This window comes from Limnobaculum parvum, assembly GCF_003096015.2.
GTDB lineage: Bacteria > Pseudomonadota > Gammaproteobacteria > Enterobacterales > Enterobacteriaceae > Limnobaculum > Limnobaculum parvum.
Genome location: NZ_CP029185.2, coordinates 2248848 through 2270457, shown reverse-complemented (window position 1 = coordinate 2270457; position 21610 = coordinate 2248848). Strand labels below are relative to the sequence as shown.

Genomic DNA, 21610 nt, shown 5'->3' with positions numbered 1-21610 from the left:
GGAGAAAAGATAAAATCGAATTGGCAGGCCGAAGCCAGGGGGAACGGGTAGGGTTAGTCCTGGATACGCCTGCAAAGGATATTTAATTGAATTTGTTGCATGATATACCTCCTTTGCTAGTGAATTGTGGGTTGAATAAAAAGCGGCGAAATCATAGACCGCTTAATAATAAATAGCAATATCTATTATTTTTAATTTGCGGCTTATTTCTTTCCAACCGTCATCAAAAGTGGTGAATCAAATATTGCATCGGGGGATATTACGGTTTCACCCATTGGAATTGATGAACCGTATCGTTCTGCCAGTTTCTTTTTTACTGCGGATGATGTGAGGTCAAACTCCTGTAATTTTTGTAGATTACCAATCTTTATGCCAAGCGCATTGAAATAGATTTTCCATACCAGTTCAGAACAATATTGTTTTTCATCTGACCAAGAAAAACTAAGGTCATAGGGTGCATTGATATAAGTCTGTGCTGTTTTTTGTATCAGATGCTGTTGGTCGGTTGTTAGGGGACGGGTGATCCTTTTAATCACATACTTACCGTTGACGCCTCGTTCAATCCATTCATCGAGTGATGTGTATTGCACGCGTTTAGATGCTTCATAAACATAAGGTTTGTTATTTCTAAACAGAATGATGCCCATATGGCTGTAAGGAGAATGGGTTGCCAGTTGGATAGCCTGACTTTGGGACGATCGCGAGGTGTGAAATATGATATCTCCTATCTGTGGCTGATAGCCGTAGCTTTTCGGTAGAAAGATAAATAATGATGCTACCGTCATAATCGCTAAGGTAGTTAGTAGGATGGCTAGTCTGGTTCTGGTCATATGGCTAAAGGCGGTTTGTAAAATAATGATGTCAGCATAACGGGCGTTAATGAAGTGAGTGTGAAGTGATTTATGATGCGCATAACGGATTTAATGCAGAAAGATGTTACCACTTAACGCATGCTACAACATGAGATCAGAATAGTTTTTGATTGATTAGCATTGAGGGGTGTTGTAGCGTGTGTTCTACATAATAAGGTGTTTTTAGCTGTCACAGGGATTTATGACTCTATACGATCTTAAGCCACGGTTTCAGGCCTTATTGAGACCTCTGTTAAAACGTCTTTTTCGTGCTGGTGTAACGGCTAATCAAGTTACATTAGCCGCACTGATAGCATCGGTTGCTATCGGGGTGCTGCTCTTCTTTTTTCCTCGACCTACTTTATTTCTGATTTTGCCCGTATTCCTGTTTATTCGTATGGCGCTCAATGCCATTGATGGTCTACTGGCTCGGGAATATAACCAAAAATCAAATCTGGGTGCATTGCTAAATGAAACCGGGGATGTGATATCGGATGCCGCACTTTATTTGCCTTTTGCGCTGTTACCTGGTGCAACCCCGTGGCTGGTTTTACTCGCGGTATTACTGTCTACCTTGACCGAGTTTTGTGGTGTATTGGCCCAAACCATTGGTGCATCTCGGCGATATGACGGCCCCATGGGAAAAAGCGACAGAGCTTTGATTTTTGGCGCTTATGCTCTGGCTATCTTTATTTGGCCAGTCTGTATGGAATGGAGTTGGATACTTTTTTCTTTGGTATCTGTTTTATTGGTCTGGACCTGCCTGAATCGCTGTCGCAGAGCATTGGCCGTGGTTAACTCACAGCCGGGAGCCATAGTATGAGCCCAATATTGATTCGTGCGTTAGTCATCATGTTTGGTCTGCTGATTGTCGCCAGTATTACCATTCGTGTGATGTCCCTATGTTCACCTGAGCGTGACTGGACAGAGTTGCGACAGAGAATCAACACGTGGTGGTGGATTGTCATTGTTTTTGCTCTGGCGATTACGACCCCTCGAGCCATTTCACTGACTATTTTTGCCATTATTAGTTTTCTAGCATTAAAAGAATATCTGACGCTGATACCAACACGACGTACCGATCATATGCCTTTGTTGTGGGCCTATATTGCCATACCGATACAGTATTACTGGATTGGTATTGAATGGTACAGCATGTTCTTGGTGTTTATTCCGGTCTATGTCTTCCTATTCCTCCCAATGCGCATGGTGCTTATTGGTAATAATAAAGACTTCCTCCATTCGGCTTCAATGCTGCATTGGGGGGTAATGACGACGGTATTTGCTATTAGCCACGTCGCCTATTTAACGGTGCTACCGGGTAAGCCTGAAACCGGGCCTTTACTGGTGATTTTCTTGGTCGTTTTGACAGAGTGCAATGATATTGCTCAGTATTTATGGGGAAAATCATTTGGACGCATCAAAGTGATCCCAAAAGTCAGCCCGAATAAAACGCTCGAAGGCTTAGTGGGCGGAGTGATGACTACCATGTTCCTAGCTTGGTTACTGGGTGGGGTATTAACGCCATTGAGCGGTTGGGAATCGGTATTGATTGGGTTATTAATTGGAGTTACCGGCTTTATTGGTGATGTCGTGATGTCGGCCGTTAAGCGTGATATTGGCGTAAAAGATTCGGGTAAATTATTGCCGGGGCACGGCGGTATTCTGGATCGTCTGGATTCGCTGATTTATACCGCGCCGCTGTTTTTTCACGTTTTATATTATTTGCACTACTAATTCGCGATGGAGGTCAGAATGAATCGACTATTGCGTTTACTTTTTGTGGTGTTAATTGCTTATCCAGTGGTGCTGGCATGGTTAGGGGTTTCTGTAGCTAATCGTAAGCGTCTGCCAATAAAAGGGCCGGGAATTATCATTGCTAACCATAATAGCCATCTCGATTTGCTGACGTTGTTAACGCTGTTTCCACTATCAAAGGTACATTTGGTACATCCTGCGGCTGCGGCAGATTACTTCCTAAAAAATGGATGGATAGCCTGGTTTGCTACCCGGGTGGTTGGCATTATTCCTGTTGTGCGGGGTGGCGATCCAAAACAGAGCAATCCTCTGGCTGGATGCATTCAGGCTCTACAGGAAGGCAAAATATTAATTCTGTTTCCCGAAGGTACGCGTGGGGAGCCTGAACGTTTATCTGAATTTAAGTCTGGGCTTTGGTATTTGTGTCAGAAATTTCCAGAAGTGCCGGTAACGCCAGTATTTATGCATGGACTGGGGCGGGCAATGGGAAAAGGGCAATGGATACCTGTGCCGTTCTTTATTGACGTTTATGTTGATGAACCGGTTTATTGTCACGCTGATAAAGCGGTCTTTATATCGGATTTAAAGCAACGATTTGAAGTGCTGCAAAATAATGCACAAGGGAGAGAGTCATGAGTTTAGCGCAACCTCGTACTGCAACAGAGAATGGGTTTAAAACCACGGATGGAACGGAATTATTCTATCGTTGTTGGCCTCAGCATGAAGGAACCGCCGATAAAGTGATTGTGCTTTTCCACCGAGGGCATGAACACTCAGGTCGTTTGCAGCATATTGTAGATGAACTGAATATGCCAAATGTCCCGATGTATGCATGGGATGCTCGAGGGCATGGTAAAACATCGGGAGAACGGGGCTATAGTCCAAGCATCGGTACTTCGGTACGGGATGTGGATGAGTTTGTTCGCTACGTTTCCGCGGACAGCGGTGTGCCGATGGAAAACGTGATAGTGATTGCTCAGAGCGTTGGTGCGGTACTCGCAGCGACTTGGGCCCATGATTATGCACCAAAAATTCGCGGGCTGATTCTGGCTTCTCCGGCGTTTAAGGTCAAACTCTATGTTCCATTTGCCCGTGCGGGACTGGGGCTGATGAAGAAATTCCGCGGCTTGTTCTATGTGAATTCCTATGTGAAAGGAAAATATTTAACGCACGACCAAGAGCGGGTTGACTCTTTTAATCAGGATCCTCTGATTACCCGGGCTATTGCGGTGAATATTCTGTTGGAATTGTATAGTACTTCAGAGCGTATTGTGGCGGATGCCGCCGCGATTACGATTCCAACCCAGTTACTGATCTCTGGTGATGATTATGTGGTACACCATAAACCTCAGCATCAGTTTTATCAGCGATTGAATACGTCGGTTAAAGAGAAGCATATTCTGAGCGGTTTTTATCATGATACGTTGGGGGAAAAAGATCGCCATCTGGCATTTGATAAAATCCGGGCGTTTATCGATAAGTTATTCATCATGGAGCCACAGCGTCATGATTACAGTGAAGAGGATCGTTGGAGTGCCAACGCTGACAAATATCGTGAGCTAATGGCTCCTCTGCCTCATTATTCGATCAAACGTTATTATTATCGCGGGCTGACTGCAGCAATGGCTTCTTTGGGTAAGGCATCACAAGGTGTGCGTCTCGGTTTTGAAACCGGTTTTGATTCAGGCAGTACGTTGGATTATGTTTATCGTAATCATCCGGAAGGCCGCAACAGTTTCGGGCGTTTTATTGATAACCAGTATTTAAATAGCATTGGTTGGCGAGGGATCCGTCAACGTAAAATTAATATTGAAACGTTAATTCGCCAAGCTATTGACGATCTTAAACAGCGTAATTTACCGGTACGTATTGTTGATATCGCCGCTGGCCATGGCCGTTATGTGCTGGATGCGATAGGGGATGCGCAGGATATTGAGTCCATCCTACTGCGGGATTACAGCGAACTGAATGTGGAACAGGGCAAGAAGATGATTGCTGAACGCCACCTGTCAGAGAAGGCTGAGTTTGTAGTAGGTAATGCTTTCGATCGTCAAAGCCTTGCTGAACTGACGCCCAACCCAACGCTGGGAATTATTTCCGGATTATATGAGCTGTTTCCTGAGAATAAAGATGTTCAGGCTTCATTAATGGGGTTGGCGGATACTATCCCGGCAGGTGGGCTGTTGGTCTATACCGGTCAACCATGGCATCCACAACTTGAGATGATAGCGCGTTCCCTGACTAGCCACCAAAGTGGAAAGCCTTGGGTGATGCGCTGTCGTACACAGGGCGAGATGGACAGTATGGTAGAACGTGCTGGATTTGAGAAAAAAATTCAGTTAATTGATGACTGGGGAATTTTCAGCGTTTCAATTGCGGTGCGGGTTAAATAAGATAGTCTTTCAGAGGCCTTTGTTTGAAGGCCTCTGACTAATCTAATTAATTAGAATCAATGGGTATTTCGGTTGCAAAATCTAAAGTGCTTATATTGCCTTGGTGAACGACCAGAAGACCGTCTGTACTCAGCGACGGAGTGCGTCGAATGAATAAACTACCATTAAATCCTGATTCTCGCCGGCAGCTTTGGCTACGGGCCGCTATTTGGTTGTTATTTTTAGCGCCTTTCTTTTTTTTAACCTATGGTCAGGTGAATCAATTTACCGCAATACGAGATGATGTTGGTGTATTGGCATTTAGCTGGGAGTCATTAATTCCTTTTTTGCCTTGGACCATTGTTCCTTACTGGAGCATTGATCTGTTGTACGGTATTTCACTGTTTATCTGTACTTCTCGTCGTGAATTGATGGTACATGGCCTGCGATTGACCATTGCCTCCGTTGCGGCTTGTGTCGGTTTTTTACTTTTTCCTTTAAGATTTAGCTTTATCAGACCAATAAGTGACGGTATGTTTGGTTGGTTTTTTCAGCAACTAGAAATGTTCGATCTCCCCTATAATCAGGCGCCATCGCTGCATATTATTCTGCTCTGGTTACTTTGGCTGCGTTTTTATCCCCATATATCCTCTAAGTGGCGCTGGCTATTACACGGTTGGTTTGCCTTAATTGGTATCTCGGTTTTGACCACTTGGCAGCATCATTTTATTGATGTAATTACCGGACTATTTGTCGGCGTTATTATTAGTTATACCTTACCGATTGCTTCCCGTTGGCGCTGGCAACCTAGTCAAGATCCTTTTGCCCGTAGGCTGGCGGTTTACTACTATTCAGCAACTCTGTTTTTAACGATTCTGGCGTGTTGGTTGAGTGGTGGCTTTTGGTTGCTGCTATGGCCAGCGGTTGCTTTGCTGATGGTGGCATTAGGCTATAGTGGATTGGGAAGCGCTATTTTTCAAAAGAATGCGGCGGGTAATATGTCACCTTCGGCGCGTTTGCTGCTAGCGCCTTATCAAATTGGAGCCTGGTGCTCATTTCGTTATTTTAGTGCCAAATATGATAGAAATAATCAGATTACTGAGGGGATCCTGTTAGGCAGTTATCCTCGCCATAGGGTAGCGGTGAATGCCGTATTGGATATGACTTCAGAGTGGCAAAAAAGTACTCGCATTCCTGCGGTTGCCTATATTGCTTGTCCACAGCTTGATTTATTGGCACCGAGCGAAGAAGAACTGCAACATTCCGTACAGGCGCTCAATGAATTGTACCCTCATGGGCAAGTGTTAGTGCATTGTGCATTGGGATTATCGCGTAGTGCGATTGTGGTGGCAGCCTGGTTACTCCAACAGCACAGAGTGACCAGTATTGCGGAAGCTGAAGCGATGATTCGTCAGGCTCGGCCAAGGATTATTTTTAGAGAGTCCCATCGGAATGTACTGAAGCGCTGGGCTAAGCGTTACTTAGTTTTAATTACGGAGAAGGTAACTGAATGATAACCGAGCATCCGATAGCTGGGAAAGTGTTGGTCGTTATGCTGAATAGCTGGCGTTATTTTGCGGCAGTTTCTGCTTTTGCCATGTTGTTTGCATTACTTATGCTATTTTTCGCTGATTATTCAGTGGTGATGTTAACGATTTCCTTAGCACTCGGGCTTGGTTGTCACTACTATTGCTGGCGTCTGTGGATGGATGCTCATTTGTTCAATATTCTTTATCGTTTTCCTGAGCAAACTGAGGTTTTTGATACGGCGATCAATATGTGCTGGGGAAAGAAAGGGGAGAATAACCGCAGTCTGGATTCTCGCTGGTCGGGTGCTCGCCAATTGTTGCACCGGGCAGGACTTTTGGTATTAGTTCAGTGGGGCGTGGTTATCCTGACGGTTCTGTTTTCGGGTTTTGAGTAGATATTAGCAGGTTGATACGTACGGGTTGTTTTAATCTGTTACATTTCAAAATTGTGCTCGCCTGATATTTATCGTACAAAGAAAGTAGGGTTAATTATGTCGAAGAAATCGACAGTAGATAAAGTAAGAAGGTTTATATGGCTGGTATAAGCATTACTAAATTGTTGATCGTCGGTGCGCTCATTGTTTTGTTATTTGGTACTAACAAGTTGCGTACTTTAGGGAGTGATTTGGGTGCAGCGATCAAAGGCTTTAAGAAAGCGATGGATAATGATACTCCATCAACAGATGTAACCAATGAAGCTGCTCCACAGGTAGAGAACAAAAAGTAATTATCTGATTGTCCTGCTTTCTAGGTTTAATAAATGAAAAAGCGTGCAATGCACGCTTTTTTTGTGCGTTAGAACGGTTAGGTTATTTGACTTCTTCACCTTTTGCTTGCAGGTCGGCATGGTATGAAGAACGAACGAAAGGGCCACAGGCCGCATGAGTGAAACCCATTGCCATGGCTTCGGCTTTCATCTCATCAAATTCAGCAGGGCTTACATAACGCTGAACTGCAAGATGATGCCGACTAGGTTGCAGATATTGCCCTAAGGTGAGCATGGTGACGCCATGAGCGCGTAAATCACGCATAACTTCGATGATTTCCTGGTTAGTTTCTCCCAGTCCTACCATCAATCCAGATTTAGTTGGAATATCAGGATGAGCTTGTTTAAAGCGCTCCAGCAGTTTTAGTGACCAGCTATAGTCAGCGCCAGGGCGCACTTGCCGGTAAAGGCGAGGGACATTCTCCAGATTATGGTTAAACACATCTGGGGGCGTCGCGGCGAGTATCTCTAAAGCACGATCCATTCGGCCGCGGAAATCAGGTACTAGCGTTTCAATTTTAATGGTTGGGTTTTTATCACGAATTGCACTGATGCAATCAGCAAAGTGCTGTGCCCCACCATCTCGTAAGTCATCACGGTCAACAGAGGTGACAACCACATAACGTAGCGCCATATCCTGAATGGTTTGTGCCAGCTTTTGCGGCTCATTAACGTCTGGAGCCATTGGGCGACCGTGGGCTACGTCGCAGAAAGGACAACGGCGAGTACAGATGGCCCCGAGGATCATAAAGGTTGCGGTACCGTGATTAAAACATTCTGTCAGATTAGGACAGGAAGCCTCTTCACAGACGGAATGCAATCCATTCTTCCGCATTGCAGCTTTGATTCCCTGAATACGGCTCGAATCTGTGGGTAATTTAATTTTCATCCATTCAGGTTTGCGTAGCATCTCCTGACGCTCAGTTTCCACTGACTTCACCGGAATGAGTGCCATTTTATCGGCATCACGATATTTGATGCCGCGTTCCATCTGAATTGGTTTACTCATAGTCGTTAATATTCCAATAGCTTGGCTCGGGATGGTGATAACCGAGTAATTGTGTAAATTCCTGTATCAGAACAGGATGAACATGTTCAAAGCGGACTGATTCAGCTAACTGTGTTACCTGTGTCATTTGCATACCCGCATACCCGCAAGGATTAATGCGGGTGAATGGCTCAAGGTCCATATCGATATTCAAGGCTAATCCATGCAGAGAACAACCCCGACGAATGCGTAATCCCAGAGAACAAATCTTATCATGATTTACATAAACACCGGGAGCATCTGGGCGAGCGACCGCCTGAATATCAAAATGGGCTAGGGTTCTGATGACCGTCTGCTCAAGGGCAGTAACCAGCTCTCTGACACCCATCTTTTTTCGCTTCAGGTCAATCATGATATACATCACTTGCTGGCCTGGCCCGTGATAGGTGACTTGTCCTCCGCGATCGCTCTGAATTACCGGAATATCACCGGCAGCCAAAACATGTTCTGCTTTACCTGCTTGGCCCTGAGTAAATACTCGAGGATGCTGTACCAACCACAGCTCATCTGATGTGGTACTGATTCTGCTGTCAGTAAAGTTATGCATTGCCTGAGATACGGGCAGATAAGGCTGTACCCCAAGTTGACGTAATATAATGGTGTCTTGTTGCAAGGAGGTCATCATAACGTTGCAAAAATGGTAAAAACATTATACTCACCGTTTCGGGAGACCACCAGATGAAATCGGAAGATTCAGTCTTTTAAAGCAATAGGAGAGAACTTAATGGTCAAAGAGATTCGATTGTTGACAAGCCGGTTTGAATTTCGCGGGTGCCGGCCCAACGAGCACCGTAGCTAGATACAGAAGGTTTACCGACCGTACTCGGTGCAGATTTAAGCACATTATTATTACGGTCGGAATTTGCATGGATGTCAATTTATGGGGATTAGGTGCCGATTTCACTCATTATCATCCAACCTACGCCATATCTATCGGTGAGCATACCGAACCCACTGGACCAGAAAGTGCGCTGAAACGATAAGTTGATTTTTCCTCCTGATGAGAGTGATTTAAACAACCGCTCAGCATCTGTTTTACTGTCCGCTTTCAGGGAGAGACTAAATCCGTGGAATTCAGGGTGAATGCGATCGCACTGACCATCAGACGCCATGAATTGTGAATGACCCACGCTGACGTTGGCATGCATAATTTTGTCTTTCCACTCGTCGGGAACCGGGGTAAGTAGCGCATCGGGAGATTCGCTGTAGCGCATGATCATGGTGATTCTGGCACCAATACTACGCTGGTAAAACTGAAGTGCTTCTTCACAGTTACCGGCAAAAAACAGATAAGGTTGGACTTCCATCATATATCCTCTCTATCAATAGTCTGAAGTACACGCTGATGGTTTTCTTATTTCAAGAATAGTGTCGACAACTCAGTTATGCCACTGGCTGTTGAAATTGGTGTGAAAAGATATTTGAAAAGGAAAAAAGAAATTAATCGGAATAAGAGGGAAATGTGTCTCAGAGGGTTACAGCATCATCTAGTTCTTAGCGAGTTAAACTAATAAAAAACGGACAGAAGAAATCTGTCCGTTTGATTTATCACGTATTTTTGTTGGCTAATTACAGCACCATACGCACAATCTCAATATCACCCAGCTCTTCATACAGCGTTTCCACTTGCTCAATATGAGTTGCAGTAATAGTGATAGAGACGGAGTGGTAGTTTCCTTTGCTACTGGGTTTAACCTGAGGGTTATAGTCACCAGGCGCATGGCGTTGTACCACTTCAACAACTTGGTCGACTAGCTCAGGTTGTGCCAAGCCCATCACTTTATAAGTAAAAGGACATGGGAACTCGAGCAGTTCATTCAGTTTCGTTTTCATGGTTGCTCCAACAAAAATTTAAAAAAAGTGTGGCCTATAAAAATTATAGCTCCCGCTGTGACGGGAGCTATATTGCATCAGGCTATTTATTAAATGGGGCCTGAAATTTTTTTTTCAAGGGGACTAGCCAAACCAGCGGTGGAACAGCAATTTGATATGGTCAACCATACGACCAAAGAAACCACCTTCCTGTACTTCGTTTAATACCACTAATGGGCGCTGTTCGATGGTCTTGCCATCCAGTTGGAAATTAATGGTACCGACAGCCTGGCCTTTCGCCAGAGGGGCATTGATTTCGCCGTTAGTCAGGGTATAGCTGGCTTTCAGATCGTTAAGACGTCCGCGAGGAATGGTCAGCGAGGCATTTTTATCTACACCTAACTGAACGCGGTCGGTATCACCAAACCAAACGGGTTCTGAAGCAAACTCTTTGCCTACCTGTAGAGGGGTAACGGTTTCAAAGAAGCGGAAGCCCCAAGTCAGCAGTTTTTTACTTTCAGCTTCACGCCCCTTAAAGGTACGTCCACCCATAACAACGGAGATTAAACGCATATTGCCTTCGGTTGCTGAAGCAACCAGGTTATAACCTGCGGCTGAAGTATGACCAGTTTTTATACCGTCAACGTTCAGGCTGGTATCCCACAGTAAACCATTGCGGTTTGGCTGTTTGATATTATTGAAGTAATACTCTTTCTCTTTATATATCGCGTACTCTTCGGGTACATCACGAATCAGTGCCTGACCGATAATCGCCATGTCTCGGGCTGAGCTAAACTGACCGGCAGCATCTAAACCATGTACCGTGCCAAAGTGGGTATTTTGCAATCCCAAGGCCTTCACATAGTTGTTCATGATATTAACGAAAGCATCCTGACTGCCAGCGACGTGCTCAGCCATGGCTACACAAGCATCATTTCCTGATTGAATAATAATGCCGCGATTAAGGTCAGATACTTTAACCTGAGTGCCCGGCTGTAAAAACATCAGGGAAGAGCCTTTAAACTCCGGATTTCCAGTAGCCCAAGCTTTATCACTGATGGTGACATTGTCATTTAGGCTGACTTTTCCCGCTTTAATGCTTTGACCAATGACATAACTGGTCATCATTTTAGTTAGGCTAGCTGGGTCTCTGCGGGTATCCGCATTGATTTCTGCCAAAACCTTACCTGAGTTATAGTCCATCAGAATATAGGCTTCAGCATCAATTTGCGGAACAGCTGGAATGATAGTTGTAAGATTTACATCATCAGCTTTAACGACGGAAGTCGTACCCAGCGCGATGAATGCACCTAAAGTTAGACTTTTGAGCAGAGTATGGCGAAATGTTTTTGTAGATAGCATCTGTTTCATAAGCGGGACAACAATATCCGTAGAAAGTTAATAACGGCCACAGTATAACAGGTGGCCAGCCGAGGGGCACCCAACGCGTGTTGTTTTATGGGTATCCGGTGCCGCTGAATTTTTCCATGTCTGTGAGACGATAAGGTGACTACCCGCCTGTTAGCGTGATGCCACCAAAATAATACTATTAGGCTGTCCCTGGCTTGCTAAACGTTGTTGCAATTCTTGAGCTTGCTCTCTGGTACTGAAAGGGCCTAATTGGATGCGATAGTATGCTCCGCCATCAGACACCATACCTGGCACATTCAGTAGGCTACTTAACTTTTTTTGTACTTCAACAGCCCGTTGACGGTTATTCACTGCGCTAACTTGAACCAGAAAACCGGTTGAAGTCGCGCTGACCCCTTGGGCGTTATCTCTATCGGGCGATGCCGGTACGCTGACAGTTGAATTTTGGGATGTGGGAATATTGACGCTTTCAGCCGGTGTTGGCGCACTAAGCAATAGACTACGGTTATTATCAGTCGAGCTTGGTATGGTCATGCGACTGTCTGGCTGAGTGGGAATATTCACCGAGGCTTCTTGCTGGGCACTGAGGTTTTGTTGGGGTGATGAAATCACCTGATTGCCAATTAATGGGCGATCCTGTAACTCGTAGGAACGTTTTGCAACAATAGAACCGAGAGTGCCAGGGCCAGATAGCTGACCGTTTGGCGACACCACTATCACATCCAACCTGACTTTAGTTTGGCCGGTAATATTCAGCCGATCGGCAGCAGCTTTGGACAGATCGATAACGCGCCCTTTAACAAACGGACCCCGGTCATTCACGCGTACCACCAACTGGCGACCATTACTTAAATTAGTCACTCGTACATAGCTGGGGAGGGGCAGAGTAGGATGAGCCGCACTTAGCTCATAAGCGTCAAAAATTTCGCCTGTCGCCGTTTTATTGCCATGCAACTCCTGACCATACCAGCTTGCCAGACCCTCTTCGCTGAAGTTTTCTGGCTGAGTAATAATGCGGTAACTTTTCCCTCTCACCTTATAATCTTTCATCGTGCCAATATTGTAAGGTTCATAACGAGGTTCAATGCCACTAATTTCAGTCGCCGGGCCTGAATGAGGCAGCGGTGGTAATGTTGGTGTTTTAGGCGGAGGAGGCGTCGACTCACAGGCCGCCAGCATGAAACCCATTGCACAAATCCATAACCACTGTTTACGCATTAACTTGTCCTTAAACGTTTTTCGAGAGTAGTTTTCTGTGGGTATGTACTGACATGATAATACCCATCCCGGCCATCAGCACAATTAATGCTGAGCCGCCATAACTGATGAACGGTAACGGTATGCCAACGACGGGCAAAATTCCACTCACCATACCGATATTAACAAAAACATATACACAGAGAATCATCACTATTCCGCCAATCAGCACTCGGCCAAAACTGGTTTGGGCATGGGCTGCCAGCATGAATCCACGAATAATGACACATAAATAGAGTGCTAATAGTACCAGTACGCCAACCAAGCCCAGCTCTTCAGCCAGAACGGCAAAAATAAAGTCGGTGTGACGCTCCGGTAGAAACTCTAATTGGGATTGCGTTCCATGTAGCCAGCCTTTACCCCATAACCCACCCGAGCCAATGGCAATTTTTGACTGAATAATATGATATCCAGCCCCCAAGGGGTCGCTTTCCGGATCGAGCAACATCAACACTCGCCCTCGTTGGTAATCATGCATCAGGAAGAACCAAAGAACCGGAATAAAGGCTGCCACTGCCAGTGCAGCAACGAATATCAACCGCCAACTCATCCCTGCTAAAAACAGAATAAATAGCCCAGATGCCGCAACCAGTATGGCTGTCCCCAAGTCTGGTTGGGCTGCAACCAGCATGGTAGGGAAGAAAATAATGACCAGAGCAATACCGGTATTTTTTAATGAAGGGGGACAGGAGTCACGATTTATATAGCGGGCAACCATCAGTGGAATCGCTATTTTAGCTATTTCTGAAGGTTGAAATCGTATCACACCTAAATCTAACCAGCGTTGAGCCCCTTTACTGATCTGACCAAAGACATCAACCAGAATAAGTAAGACCACACAAAAAACGTACAGATAAGGTGCCCAGTTTTCATACACTCTAGGAGGAATTTGAGCCATTACCAACATCACCACAAACCCAAGAACAGTTTGGCTGATTTTACGCTCCATCATCTCCGGATCCTGTCCACTGGCACTCCACAAGACAAAAAAACTATAGGCGAGCAGAGCCAGCAGGAAGAAGATCATGACGGGGTCAATATGGATTTTGGTCCATATGGTTGGTTTTTTGTTATCACTCATTGGTTATTTATCAGCCACTGTCAGTCACCATCACTGTGTGATGCATTAAGTTCAGGCATTGCTGTGTTCTGATCGTTCAGCAATATATGGTCAAGTATACGGCGAACAATCGGGCCAGCATTACCACCGCCGCCGCCGCCGTTTTCAAGAATCATTGAAACCGCAACTCTCGGGCTATCATAAGGGGCAAAGCCAACAAACAGTGCATGGTCGCGCAGGTGTTCTGAAATCTTTTTAGCATTATAGACTTCGTTTTTCTTCAGGCCAAAAACCTGAGCGGTTCCTGATTTACCCGCCGCTTTATAAGGTGTACCGGCAAATACGCGGCGAGCCGTACCGTTAGGACGAGACACTACGCCATACATACCGTCTTTGGCAATTTCCCAGAAGCCAGATTTTATGTCGCCAATGTGGACATTTTCTTTTTGCTGATAGGGTACCAATTTACCGTTAATTTTTGTGCCACTAAGCAAATGAGGTGTTTTAACTAAACCATCGTTAATTAACGTCACCAGAGATTTGGACATTTGGAGCGGAGTGGCAGTCCAGTAGCCTTGACCAATCCCAACGGGAATAGTATCACCCTGATACCACTGTTTTTTGTGGCGCTTCATCTTCCACTCACGGGTTGGCATGACGCCAGGGTACTCCTCAGCAATATCAATGCCGCTATATTCACCGTAGCCAAACTTTCTCATCCAGCTTGATAAACGGTCGATTCCCATGTCATAGGCAACCTGATAGAAATAAGTATCCGCGGATTCTTCCAGTGCGCGAGTCACATCCAAATGACCGTGGCCAGAGCGTTTCCAGTCACGATAACGTTTATCAGTGTTTGGTAATTGCCACCAGCCGGGATCGTAAAGTGAGGATTTCTTAGAGATAACCCCTTCGGATAGCGCGGCAACGGCCACATAGGGTTTCACCGTTGAAGCGGGAGGGTAGGTACCCTGAGTTGTACGGTTGATAAGCGGTCTATCTGGATCGTTCAACAGTTTTTGATAATCGTTGTAAGCAATGCCATCAACAAACATATTTGGGTCATAGCTAGGGCTAGATACCATAGCTAATATCCCGCCGTCTCGCGGATCGCTGACTACTACTGCTGCACGACGAGTACCCAATAATTCTTCAATATATTGTTGCAGGCTTAGATCGACGGTCAGATAGATGTCTTTACCCGCCTGAGGTGGTTGCTCATTTAGCTGGCGAATCACCCGCCCGCGACTGTTTACTTCAACCTCTTCATAACCGGGTTTACCGTGCAGTACTTCTTCGTAATATTTTTCTATACCCTGTTTACCAATATCATGCGTGGCAGAGTAATCTTGCAGTTGCCCACTGGAGGTTAGTCGCTCTAAATCTTGAGTATTTATTTTTGAAACGTAACCAACAACATGGGTCAGGGCTGAACCATAAGGATAGAAGCGGCGTTGATACCCTTTTATCTCAATACCAGGAAAACGGTATTGATTAACGGCAAAGCGCGAAATTTGTAGCTCTGTAAGCTTAGTTTTTAATGCAATAGGGGTAAAGCGGCGTGAGTTTTTACGCTCTTTTTCAAAGTTAGCGATATCATCATCATCTAAATCGACAACTGAACGCAGATCTTCCATTGCGCCTTTCAGATTACTGATTTTTTCTGGTACTAACTCAAGTTGATAGATAGTTCGGTTTTCTGCTAAAACCACACCATTGCGGTCATAGATTAATCCGCGGGTGGGTGCAATAGGGACCAGTTTGATGCGGTTGTCATTAGAACGGGTCTGATAATCTTCAAAGCGTTTAATTTGGATGTTATAGAGGTTAGCAATAAGAATAGCAATGAGGATAATGACGCCAACAAGAGCAACCAGTGCCCGGCGTATAAATAAAGTGGATTCTGCCGTGTGATCACGGAAGGCGTTAGGTTCTTTTTTCATCCAAAACTATTTCATTCAATTTGCTATTCACGGTGATAAGGGTGGTTTGTTGTGATGCTCCACGCGCGATAGAGGCTCTCTGCCACCAAAACCCTCACTAATGGATGAGGTAAGGTTAATGGTGATAAAGACCAACTTTGCTCGGCAGCATTTTTACAGGCTGGGGCTAAACCTTCTGGCCCACCAATCAGTAAACTCACATCGCGCCCATCCTGCTTCCATAACTCCAACTGTTGTGCCAGTTGTGGTGTTTCCCAAGGTCTACCGGGAATGTCTAACGTGACAATTCGATTACCTTTACCCACAGCGGCCAACATGAGTTCACCTTCTTTTTCCAGAATGCGTTTAATATCCGCATTTTTACCGCGCTTTCCAGCAGGGATCTCTGTTAATTCAAAGGGCATATCTTTAGGGAAGCGACGGATATAATCATTAAATCCAGTCTGTACCCAATCGGGCATTTTCGTCCCCACTGCGATAAGCTGCAGTTTCACTCATTAACTCCAGAGCTTTTCAAGTTCATATAGCTGACGACTATCTTCCTGCAATACATGAACCATAACATGGTCCAAATCGACGACAACCCAGTCGCCGGCATTCTGGCCATCAATACCAAGAGGCAACATCCCTGCTTGGCGGGCAGATTGAACAACGTGATCGGCAATAGACTGAACGTGTTTACTAGAGGTACCAGTACAAATAATCATACAGTCAGTAATACTGGACGTTTTGCTAACATCAATACTGACAATGTCCTGACCTTTCAGATCTTCTATTTTATCAATAACAAATGATTGGAGCTCATTACCTTGCAAAGGTTCCTCCTCCTGATAAAAATCTCTTCATATTATATGGAACATTCTACTATTGGGTGCACATAGCAACATCAGTGCTAAACACCGGAATATAATAAAATGAACTTAACGAATTTTTGTGTTTTTAACCGATGGCGGATAATAGCATGATTCCAGCCTCAGCGGTATAAGCCCTGTTGTTCTATATACTGCTGTACTGTCGGCGGCAGTAAGTCATCAAGACTGATGCCATTATGCTTGCGCTGGCGAATATCGGTGGCAGAAATATCTAACAGTGGTGTATGGGCTAGATAGATTAAACCGTTGGCCTGTTGCTTCAAATCATCAATCTTGGTGGTGCGGTGCTGCGCCAGCCAACTCTCGAGTTCTGGCGTATCCAACTTATCGGTATAACCGGGGCGGGCACAAACCAAAAGATGACAGTAATCTAACAGTGCTTGCCAGCGGTGCCAGTAGTGTAGAGTCAACAGAGAGTCCTGACCAATAATAAAGGCTAATGGAATCTTTTTTCCCTGTTCACGGCGAATTTCTTCCAGCGTATCGATAGTGTAAGACGGAGCGAGGCGATGCAGCTCACGTTCATCGACAGAAAACAGAGGATTATCCGCGACGGCCAGTTTTACCATGTCCAACCGCTGTTGAGTATTTGCTTCTGGTTGTGGTCGATGAGGCGGCACATGGTTAGGTAATAGCGTAATACGATTAAGACCAATTTCCTGAGCTAAAGCTTCAACGGGTTTCAAATGCCCGTAATGAATGGGATCAAACGTACCACCAAATAAGGCGTGAATAGCCTCACCGCTTTCTATTCTGTCAGACATCTAAACGTGCCTCAGATAAGGGTTTGCCGCATAGCAGCATCATAAGACTTTCCAGACCATCCCAGATAGACTGACCAAAGTCCTGTTTTATGATTAACTCAAGCTGGGTGAGTAGGGCAACGGCCTGATTCAGTTGAACCGCCGTTAGCCGTTGTAAAGCTTGCGTTAACAAAGGGCGCCGATTTTGCCATATCTTTTGTTGATCGAATAGGGTTCTGAGCGGGGTTTGTTGCATTTTTCTTTGTAAGTTCAGAAGCTGCAGTAATTCTCGTTGCAGTGTACGAATCAAAATCAGAGACTCAGTCTCTTCTAGACGTAATAGATGGAGAATATGAAACGCTCTTTTTGCTTTTCCCGCCAGAATGGCATCAAGCCAATGGTAGGGGGTAAAGTGAGCGGCATCGTTAACTGCCTGTTCAACCCGTGGTAACGTGAGCTTACCATCAGGATAAAGCAGAGAAAGGCGTTCAAGTGCCTGAGAGAGCGCTAGCAGATTGCCTTCATAGCAATAACATAAGAGTTGTATTGCCGCCTCATCAATCGTCAATTTAAATGTTTTGGCCCGTTGAGCAACCCAGCGCGGTAGATGAGCTTGTTCCGGCGTTAAGCAACTGACATAAACGCTATGTTCCCCCAGCGTTTTAAACCAAGCACTATTTTCCTGAGCTTTGGTCAATTTAGGGCCGCGTAAAATGAGTAAAATATCAGGATTTAGTAACGTTGCTAATTGCTGTAGTTGCTCACCAATAGCCGCGTTAGGGCCATTATCAGGAAACTGAAGGGTTAATGATTTTCGGCTGGAGAAAAGACTGAGGGACTGACATTCAGTAAAAATAGACGTCCAATCAGTTTGAGGACCAAGATCGTAGCTAAAATTTTCGCTAAAGCCCTGAGCTAAAGCAGTTCGGCGAATAGCATCCTGACTTTCTTCCAGCAATAGAGGTTCATTGCCATAAAGTTGATAGCAACTGCGCAGCTCCTCATGAAGCTGCGCACTGAGTTGCTCAGGATAGAGTCGAATCATTGAACCGTAACGGCACCGGGAGTTGGTGTGGTCGGCTGGTTGGCTGATTCATCTTCTGTTTGCTCGGTCGTCTGAACGGTGATCAGTTTACGTACCAGCTGTTGTGCCAGTTGTTCTCTCATTTCTTTATAAAGCATATCTTCTTCGGCATCTTTTGCCAGAGCAGTTAATGGGTTATCAAAAAATGAACGGAATACTTTCGCATTAATGGTATAGATACCTTTTCCTGGCAGCATCACCTGAGCGCTACTTTGCATCACCATTTGGTATTCAGCCGTAGTACCATTCTGGAATATTGAAACGGTATCTCTGAATGAACTCTCACCACTAAGACGAAGTGCTGGCGTTGATTTTAGCGTTTTTTCATCAGTCGTCGAACTATCAACGATAGTCACACCACTTTGACGTAACTGGCTGCGGACCGCTCGGGTCATTGGGCCATAAGGGTCAGGGGTATCAAGAATCAAAGTTTTTAACTCACTAGGCACACTGGTTGTACCCCGTAATTTAAACCCGCACCCGGCAGTGACCAACACGGCCATAGCAACGATGATTGTTATAATAGGATGTCGCACATACACTCCTTGGCTTAACCTACAACCAGATTTAAAAGTTTTCCTGGAACATAAATCACTTTACGAATAGTGACGCCATCCAGATATTTAGCAATTTGATGGTCGGACATCGCAATAGCTTTAACCTGTTCTTCGGTAATATCAGCGGCTACAGTGATCTTGCTCCGGACTTTACCATTAACCTGAACCACCACCAACTTCTCGTCTTCAACCATAGCGGCTTCATCAGCAACTGGCCAAGGTGATGAATCAATATCAGCTTGACCACCAAGCGATTGCCACAGGGTGAAACAGATGTGTGGGGTGAACGGGTAAAGTAGACGAACAACGGCCATTAATGCTTCCTGCATCAGTGCACGATCTTGCTCACTCTCTTGCGGCGCTCGGGTTAATTTATTCATTAACTCCATCACGGCAGCAATTGCAGTGTTAAAAATCTGACGGCGACCAATATCATCATTTACTTTCGCAATAGTTTTATGCAGGTCACGACGCAGCGCTTTTTGCTCATCGTTTAGAGCCGTAACATTCAGTGCTGTAACCGCCCCTTTTGCCAGATGGTCATAAGCCAGACGCCATAAACGTTTAAGGAAGCGGTTAGCCCCTTCAACGCCTGACTCTTGCCACTCCAGCGTCATTTCTGCAGGTGAAGCAAACATCATGAACAAACGCACGGTGTCCGCGCCGTATTTTTCAACGATTTCCTGCGGGTCGATTCCGTTATTCTTAGATTTCGACATTTTAGCCATGCCAGTGTAAACCAGCTCACGACCTTCTTTATCTAAAGCTTTAACGATACGTTGTTTATCATCACGCTCTACGGTGACATCATTTGGCGAAATCCAGATGCGCTCTCCCGTACTAGATGTGTAGTAGAAGGCGTCGGCTAATACCATTCCCTGACACAACAAACGTTTAGCTGGTTCATCAGAAGTGACCAGACCGGCATCACGCAGCAGTTTATGGAAGAAACGGAAATACATCAGGTGCATGATGGCATGTTCAATACCACCTACATACTGGTCAACCGGTAACCAATAGTTAGCCGCCGCAGGGTCTAGCATGCCTTTATCATATTGAGGGCAGGTATAACGAGCGTAATACCAAGATGACTCCATAAAGGTGTCAAAGGTGTCGGTTTCACGCAGTGCCGGTTGACCGTTATAAGTTGCTTTAGCCCACTCAGGATCGGCTTTGATTGGGCTAGTGATACCATTCATGGTGACATCTTCCGGTAGAATAACCGGCAGTTGATCTTCTGGTGTCGGCACCACGGTACCATCTTCCAGCGTCATCATTGGAATAGGGGCACCCCAATAACGTTGACGGGAGACGCCCCAGTCACGTAAGCGGTAATTGATTTTACGTTCACCCACGTTCATGGATACCAGCTTATCGGCAATAGCATTGAAAGCGGCATCAAAGTTCAGACCATCAAACTCACCAGAGTTAAACAGTACGCCTTTTTCTGTGCTTGCCTGCTGGCTTAAATCGGGCGCGGTACCGTCGGCGGCTAATATAACCGGTTTAATTGGCAGGCTATACTTAGTCGCAAACTCCCAGTCTCGCTCATCGTGGCCAGGAACGGCCATAACGGCACCCGTGCCATAATCCATCAGCACAAAGTTAGCGATCCAGACTGCAACTTTTTCACCGGTTAAAGGATGAATAGCATTGAAACCGGTAGCAACCCCTTTCTTCTCCATGGTTGCCATTTCGGCTTCGGCCACTTTGGTATTCCGGCATTCATCAATAAATGCATGCAGTGCAGGGTTGTTTTGTGCTGCGCGAGCGGCCAGAGGATGTGCAGCAGCGATAGCCACATAGGTCACGCCCATGAAGGTATCCGGGCGGGTGGTATAGACAGACAGGCTATCATCTGAACCATCAATAGCAAACTTGATTTCCACCCCTTCCGAGCGACCAATCCAGTTGCGCTGCATGGTTTTAACCTGCTCAGGCCAGCTTTCAAGCGTATCCAGATCGTCTAACAGTTGGTCAGCATAGGCAGTGATTTTAATAAACCACTGAGGGATCTCTTTACGCTCAATTGGCGTATCACAACGCCAGCAGCAGCCATCAATAACCTGTTCGTTAGCCAAAACTGTCTGGTCATTTGGGCACCAGTTTACGGCCGAGGTTTTTTTGTAGACCAGACCTTTTTCATACAGTTTGGTGAAGAACCATTGTTCCCAGCGATAGTAATCAGGATCGCAGGTGGCTAATTCACGACTCCAGTCATAGCCAAAACCTAACAGCTTTAACTGATTTTTCATGTAGGCAATATTTTCGTAGGTCCAAGGGGCTGGGGCGGTGTTATTTTTAACCGCAGCACCTTCAGCAGGAAGACCAAACGCATCCCAGCCAATGGGTTGTAGGACGTTTTTGCCCTGCATACGTTGGTAACGAGAAATTACGTCGCCGATAGTGTAGTTACGCACGTGGCCCATATGTAATCGCCCTGAAGGATAAGGCAACATGGAGAGGCAGTAATATTTTTCTTTCGTTGGGTCTTCAGTGACCTGAAAGGTTTTGTTTTCTTGCCAATGGTGTTGTACGTGAGATTCAATATCTTCCGGGCGGTATTGCTCTTGCATGGCGACGCATC

22 protein-coding genes are annotated in these 21610 nt (G+C 45.5%); 7 read left to right on the top strand and 15 right to left on the bottom strand.

Translation table 11 applies throughout. The features are described 5' to 3' along the window. Positions 1-203 precede the first annotated feature (203 nt). Positions 204-830: a YiiX family permuted papain-like enzyme gene (locus tag HYN51_RS09505; protein WP_230513960.1), complete on the bottom strand. Its 627-nt coding sequence runs from the start codon at positions 828-830 to the stop codon at positions 204-206. A 223-nt stretch (positions 831-1053) separates the two neighbouring features. Here HYN51_RS09505 and HYN51_RS09500 point away from each other — a divergent pair, with 223 nt between their 5' ends. The 7 genes from HYN51_RS09500 to tatA all read left to right on the top strand — a co-directional run bounded on the left by HYN51_RS09500 (position 1054) and on the right by tatA (position 7237). Next, positions 1054-1674 carry a CDP-alcohol phosphatidyltransferase family protein gene (locus HYN51_RS09500; RefSeq protein ID WP_108899814.1) on the top strand — a complete coding sequence of 207 codons (621 nt, stop codon included), beginning with the start codon at positions 1054-1056 and terminating at the stop codon, positions 1672-1674. Beyond that, a complete protein-coding gene (locus HYN51_RS09495; protein ID WP_108899813.1) occupies positions 1671-2588 on the top strand; it encodes a phosphatidate cytidylyltransferase in 918 nt (305 codons plus the stop codon). The genes HYN51_RS09500 and HYN51_RS09495 overlap by 4 nt, the downstream gene beginning before the upstream one ends. Positions 2589-2606: 18 nt before the next feature. After that, entirely contained in the window at positions 2607-3245 is a 639-nt protein-coding gene (locus HYN51_RS09490; protein ID WP_108899812.1) for a lysophospholipid acyltransferase family protein, read from the top strand. Beyond that, positions 3242-5002, top strand: coding sequence for a bifunctional alpha/beta hydrolase/class I SAM-dependent methyltransferase (locus HYN51_RS09485; protein WP_108899811.1), 1761 nt, complete (start codon positions 3242-3244; stop codon positions 5000-5002). The genes HYN51_RS09490 and HYN51_RS09485 overlap by 4 nt, the downstream gene beginning before the upstream one ends. 149 nt (positions 5003-5151) lie before the next feature. Then, complete coding sequence (locus tag HYN51_RS09480) at positions 5152-6495, top strand: phosphatase PAP2/dual specificity phosphatase family protein (protein ID WP_108899810.1); 1344 nt, start codon at positions 5152-5154, stop codon at positions 6493-6495. After that, positions 6492-6905: a hypothetical protein gene (locus tag HYN51_RS09475; RefSeq protein WP_108899809.1), complete on the top strand. Its 414-nt coding sequence runs from the start codon at positions 6492-6494 to the stop codon at positions 6903-6905. Before HYN51_RS09480 ends, HYN51_RS09475 begins: the two co-directional genes overlap by 4 nt. A 137-nt stretch (positions 6906-7042) precedes the next feature. Then, positions 7043-7237, top strand: a complete 195-nt coding sequence (gene tatA, locus HYN51_RS09470; RefSeq protein WP_108899808.1) for a Sec-independent protein translocase subunit TatA — start codon at positions 7043-7045, stop codon at positions 7235-7237. An 82-nt stretch (positions 7238-7319) separates the two neighbouring features. Here tatA and lipA read toward each other — a convergent pair whose 3' ends face one another. From lipA to leuS, 14 genes are all read right to left on the bottom strand, one after another. After that, positions 7320-8285, bottom strand: a complete 966-nt coding sequence (gene lipA / locus HYN51_RS09465; RefSeq protein WP_108899807.1) for a lipoyl synthase — start codon at positions 8283-8285, stop codon at positions 7320-7322. Continuing rightward, positions 8278-8949 carry a lipoyl(octanoyl) transferase LipB gene (gene lipB, locus HYN51_RS09460; RefSeq protein WP_108899806.1) on the bottom strand — a complete coding sequence of 224 codons (672 nt, stop codon included), beginning with the start codon at positions 8947-8949 and terminating at the stop codon, positions 8278-8280. The genes lipA and lipB overlap by 8 nt, the downstream gene beginning before the upstream one ends. A gap of 262 nt (positions 8950-9211) precedes the next feature. Then, a complete protein-coding gene (locus tag HYN51_RS09455; RefSeq protein WP_230513959.1) occupies positions 9212-9634 on the bottom strand; it encodes a VOC family protein in 423 nt (140 codons plus the stop codon). 259 nt (positions 9635-9893) lie between these two features. Next, complete coding sequence (gene ybeD, locus HYN51_RS09450; protein WP_108899804.1) at positions 9894-10157, bottom strand: DUF493 family protein YbeD; 264 nt, start codon at positions 10155-10157, stop codon at positions 9894-9896. A 123-nt stretch (positions 10158-10280) separates the two neighbouring features. Continuing rightward, positions 10281-11507: a D-alanyl-D-alanine carboxypeptidase DacA gene (gene dacA / locus HYN51_RS09445; protein ID WP_108899803.1), complete on the bottom strand. Its 1227-nt coding sequence runs from the start codon at positions 11505-11507 to the stop codon at positions 10281-10283. A 150-nt stretch (positions 11508-11657) separates the two neighbouring features. Beyond that, the gene (gene rlpA / locus HYN51_RS09440; RefSeq protein ID WP_108899802.1) at positions 11658-12725 is read right to left on the bottom strand and encodes an endolytic peptidoglycan transglycosylase RlpA; all 1068 of its coding nucleotides are present in this window, start codon (positions 12723-12725) and stop codon (positions 11658-11660) included. A gap of 10 nt (positions 12726-12735) precedes the next feature. Then, complete coding sequence (gene mrdB, locus HYN51_RS09435; protein WP_108899801.1) at positions 12736-13845, bottom strand: peptidoglycan glycosyltransferase MrdB; 1110 nt, start codon at positions 13843-13845, stop codon at positions 12736-12738. 20 nt (positions 13846-13865) lie between these two features. Next, the gene (mrdA, locus tag HYN51_RS09430) at positions 13866-15767 is read right to left on the bottom strand and encodes a peptidoglycan DD-transpeptidase MrdA (RefSeq protein ID WP_108899800.1); all 1902 of its coding nucleotides are present in this window, start codon (positions 15765-15767) and stop codon (positions 13866-13868) included. Positions 15768-15790: 23 nt separating this feature from the next. After that, the gene (gene rlmH / locus HYN51_RS09425; protein ID WP_108899799.1) at positions 15791-16261 is read right to left on the bottom strand and encodes a 23S rRNA (pseudouridine(1915)-N(3))-methyltransferase RlmH; all 471 of its coding nucleotides are present in this window, start codon (positions 16259-16261) and stop codon (positions 15791-15793) included. A gap of 3 nt (positions 16262-16264) precedes the next feature. Beyond that, positions 16265-16582: a ribosome silencing factor gene (gene rsfS, locus HYN51_RS09420; RefSeq protein ID WP_108899798.1), complete on the bottom strand. Its 318-nt coding sequence runs from the start codon at positions 16580-16582 to the stop codon at positions 16265-16267. 158 nt (positions 16583-16740) lie between these two features. Further along, positions 16741-17403 (bottom strand): nicotinate-nucleotide adenylyltransferase, encoded by a 663-nt coding sequence (nadD, locus tag HYN51_RS09415; protein WP_108899797.1) that lies wholly within the window; start codon positions 17401-17403, stop codon positions 16741-16743. Beyond that, positions 17396-18427, bottom strand: a complete 1032-nt coding sequence (holA, locus tag HYN51_RS09410; RefSeq protein ID WP_108899796.1) for a DNA polymerase III subunit delta — start codon at positions 18425-18427, stop codon at positions 17396-17398. The genes nadD and holA overlap by 8 nt, the downstream gene beginning before the upstream one ends. After that, the gene (gene lptE / locus HYN51_RS09405) at positions 18424-19002 is read right to left on the bottom strand and encodes an LPS assembly lipoprotein LptE (RefSeq protein WP_108899795.1); all 579 of its coding nucleotides are present in this window, start codon (positions 19000-19002) and stop codon (positions 18424-18426) included. The genes holA and lptE overlap by 4 nt, the downstream gene beginning before the upstream one ends. Positions 19003-19016: 14 nt before the next feature. Next, positions 19017-21599 (bottom strand): leucine--tRNA ligase, encoded by a 2583-nt coding sequence (leuS, locus tag HYN51_RS09400; protein WP_108899794.1) that lies wholly within the window; start codon positions 21597-21599, stop codon positions 19017-19019. Positions 21600-21610: the final 11 nt, after the last annotated feature.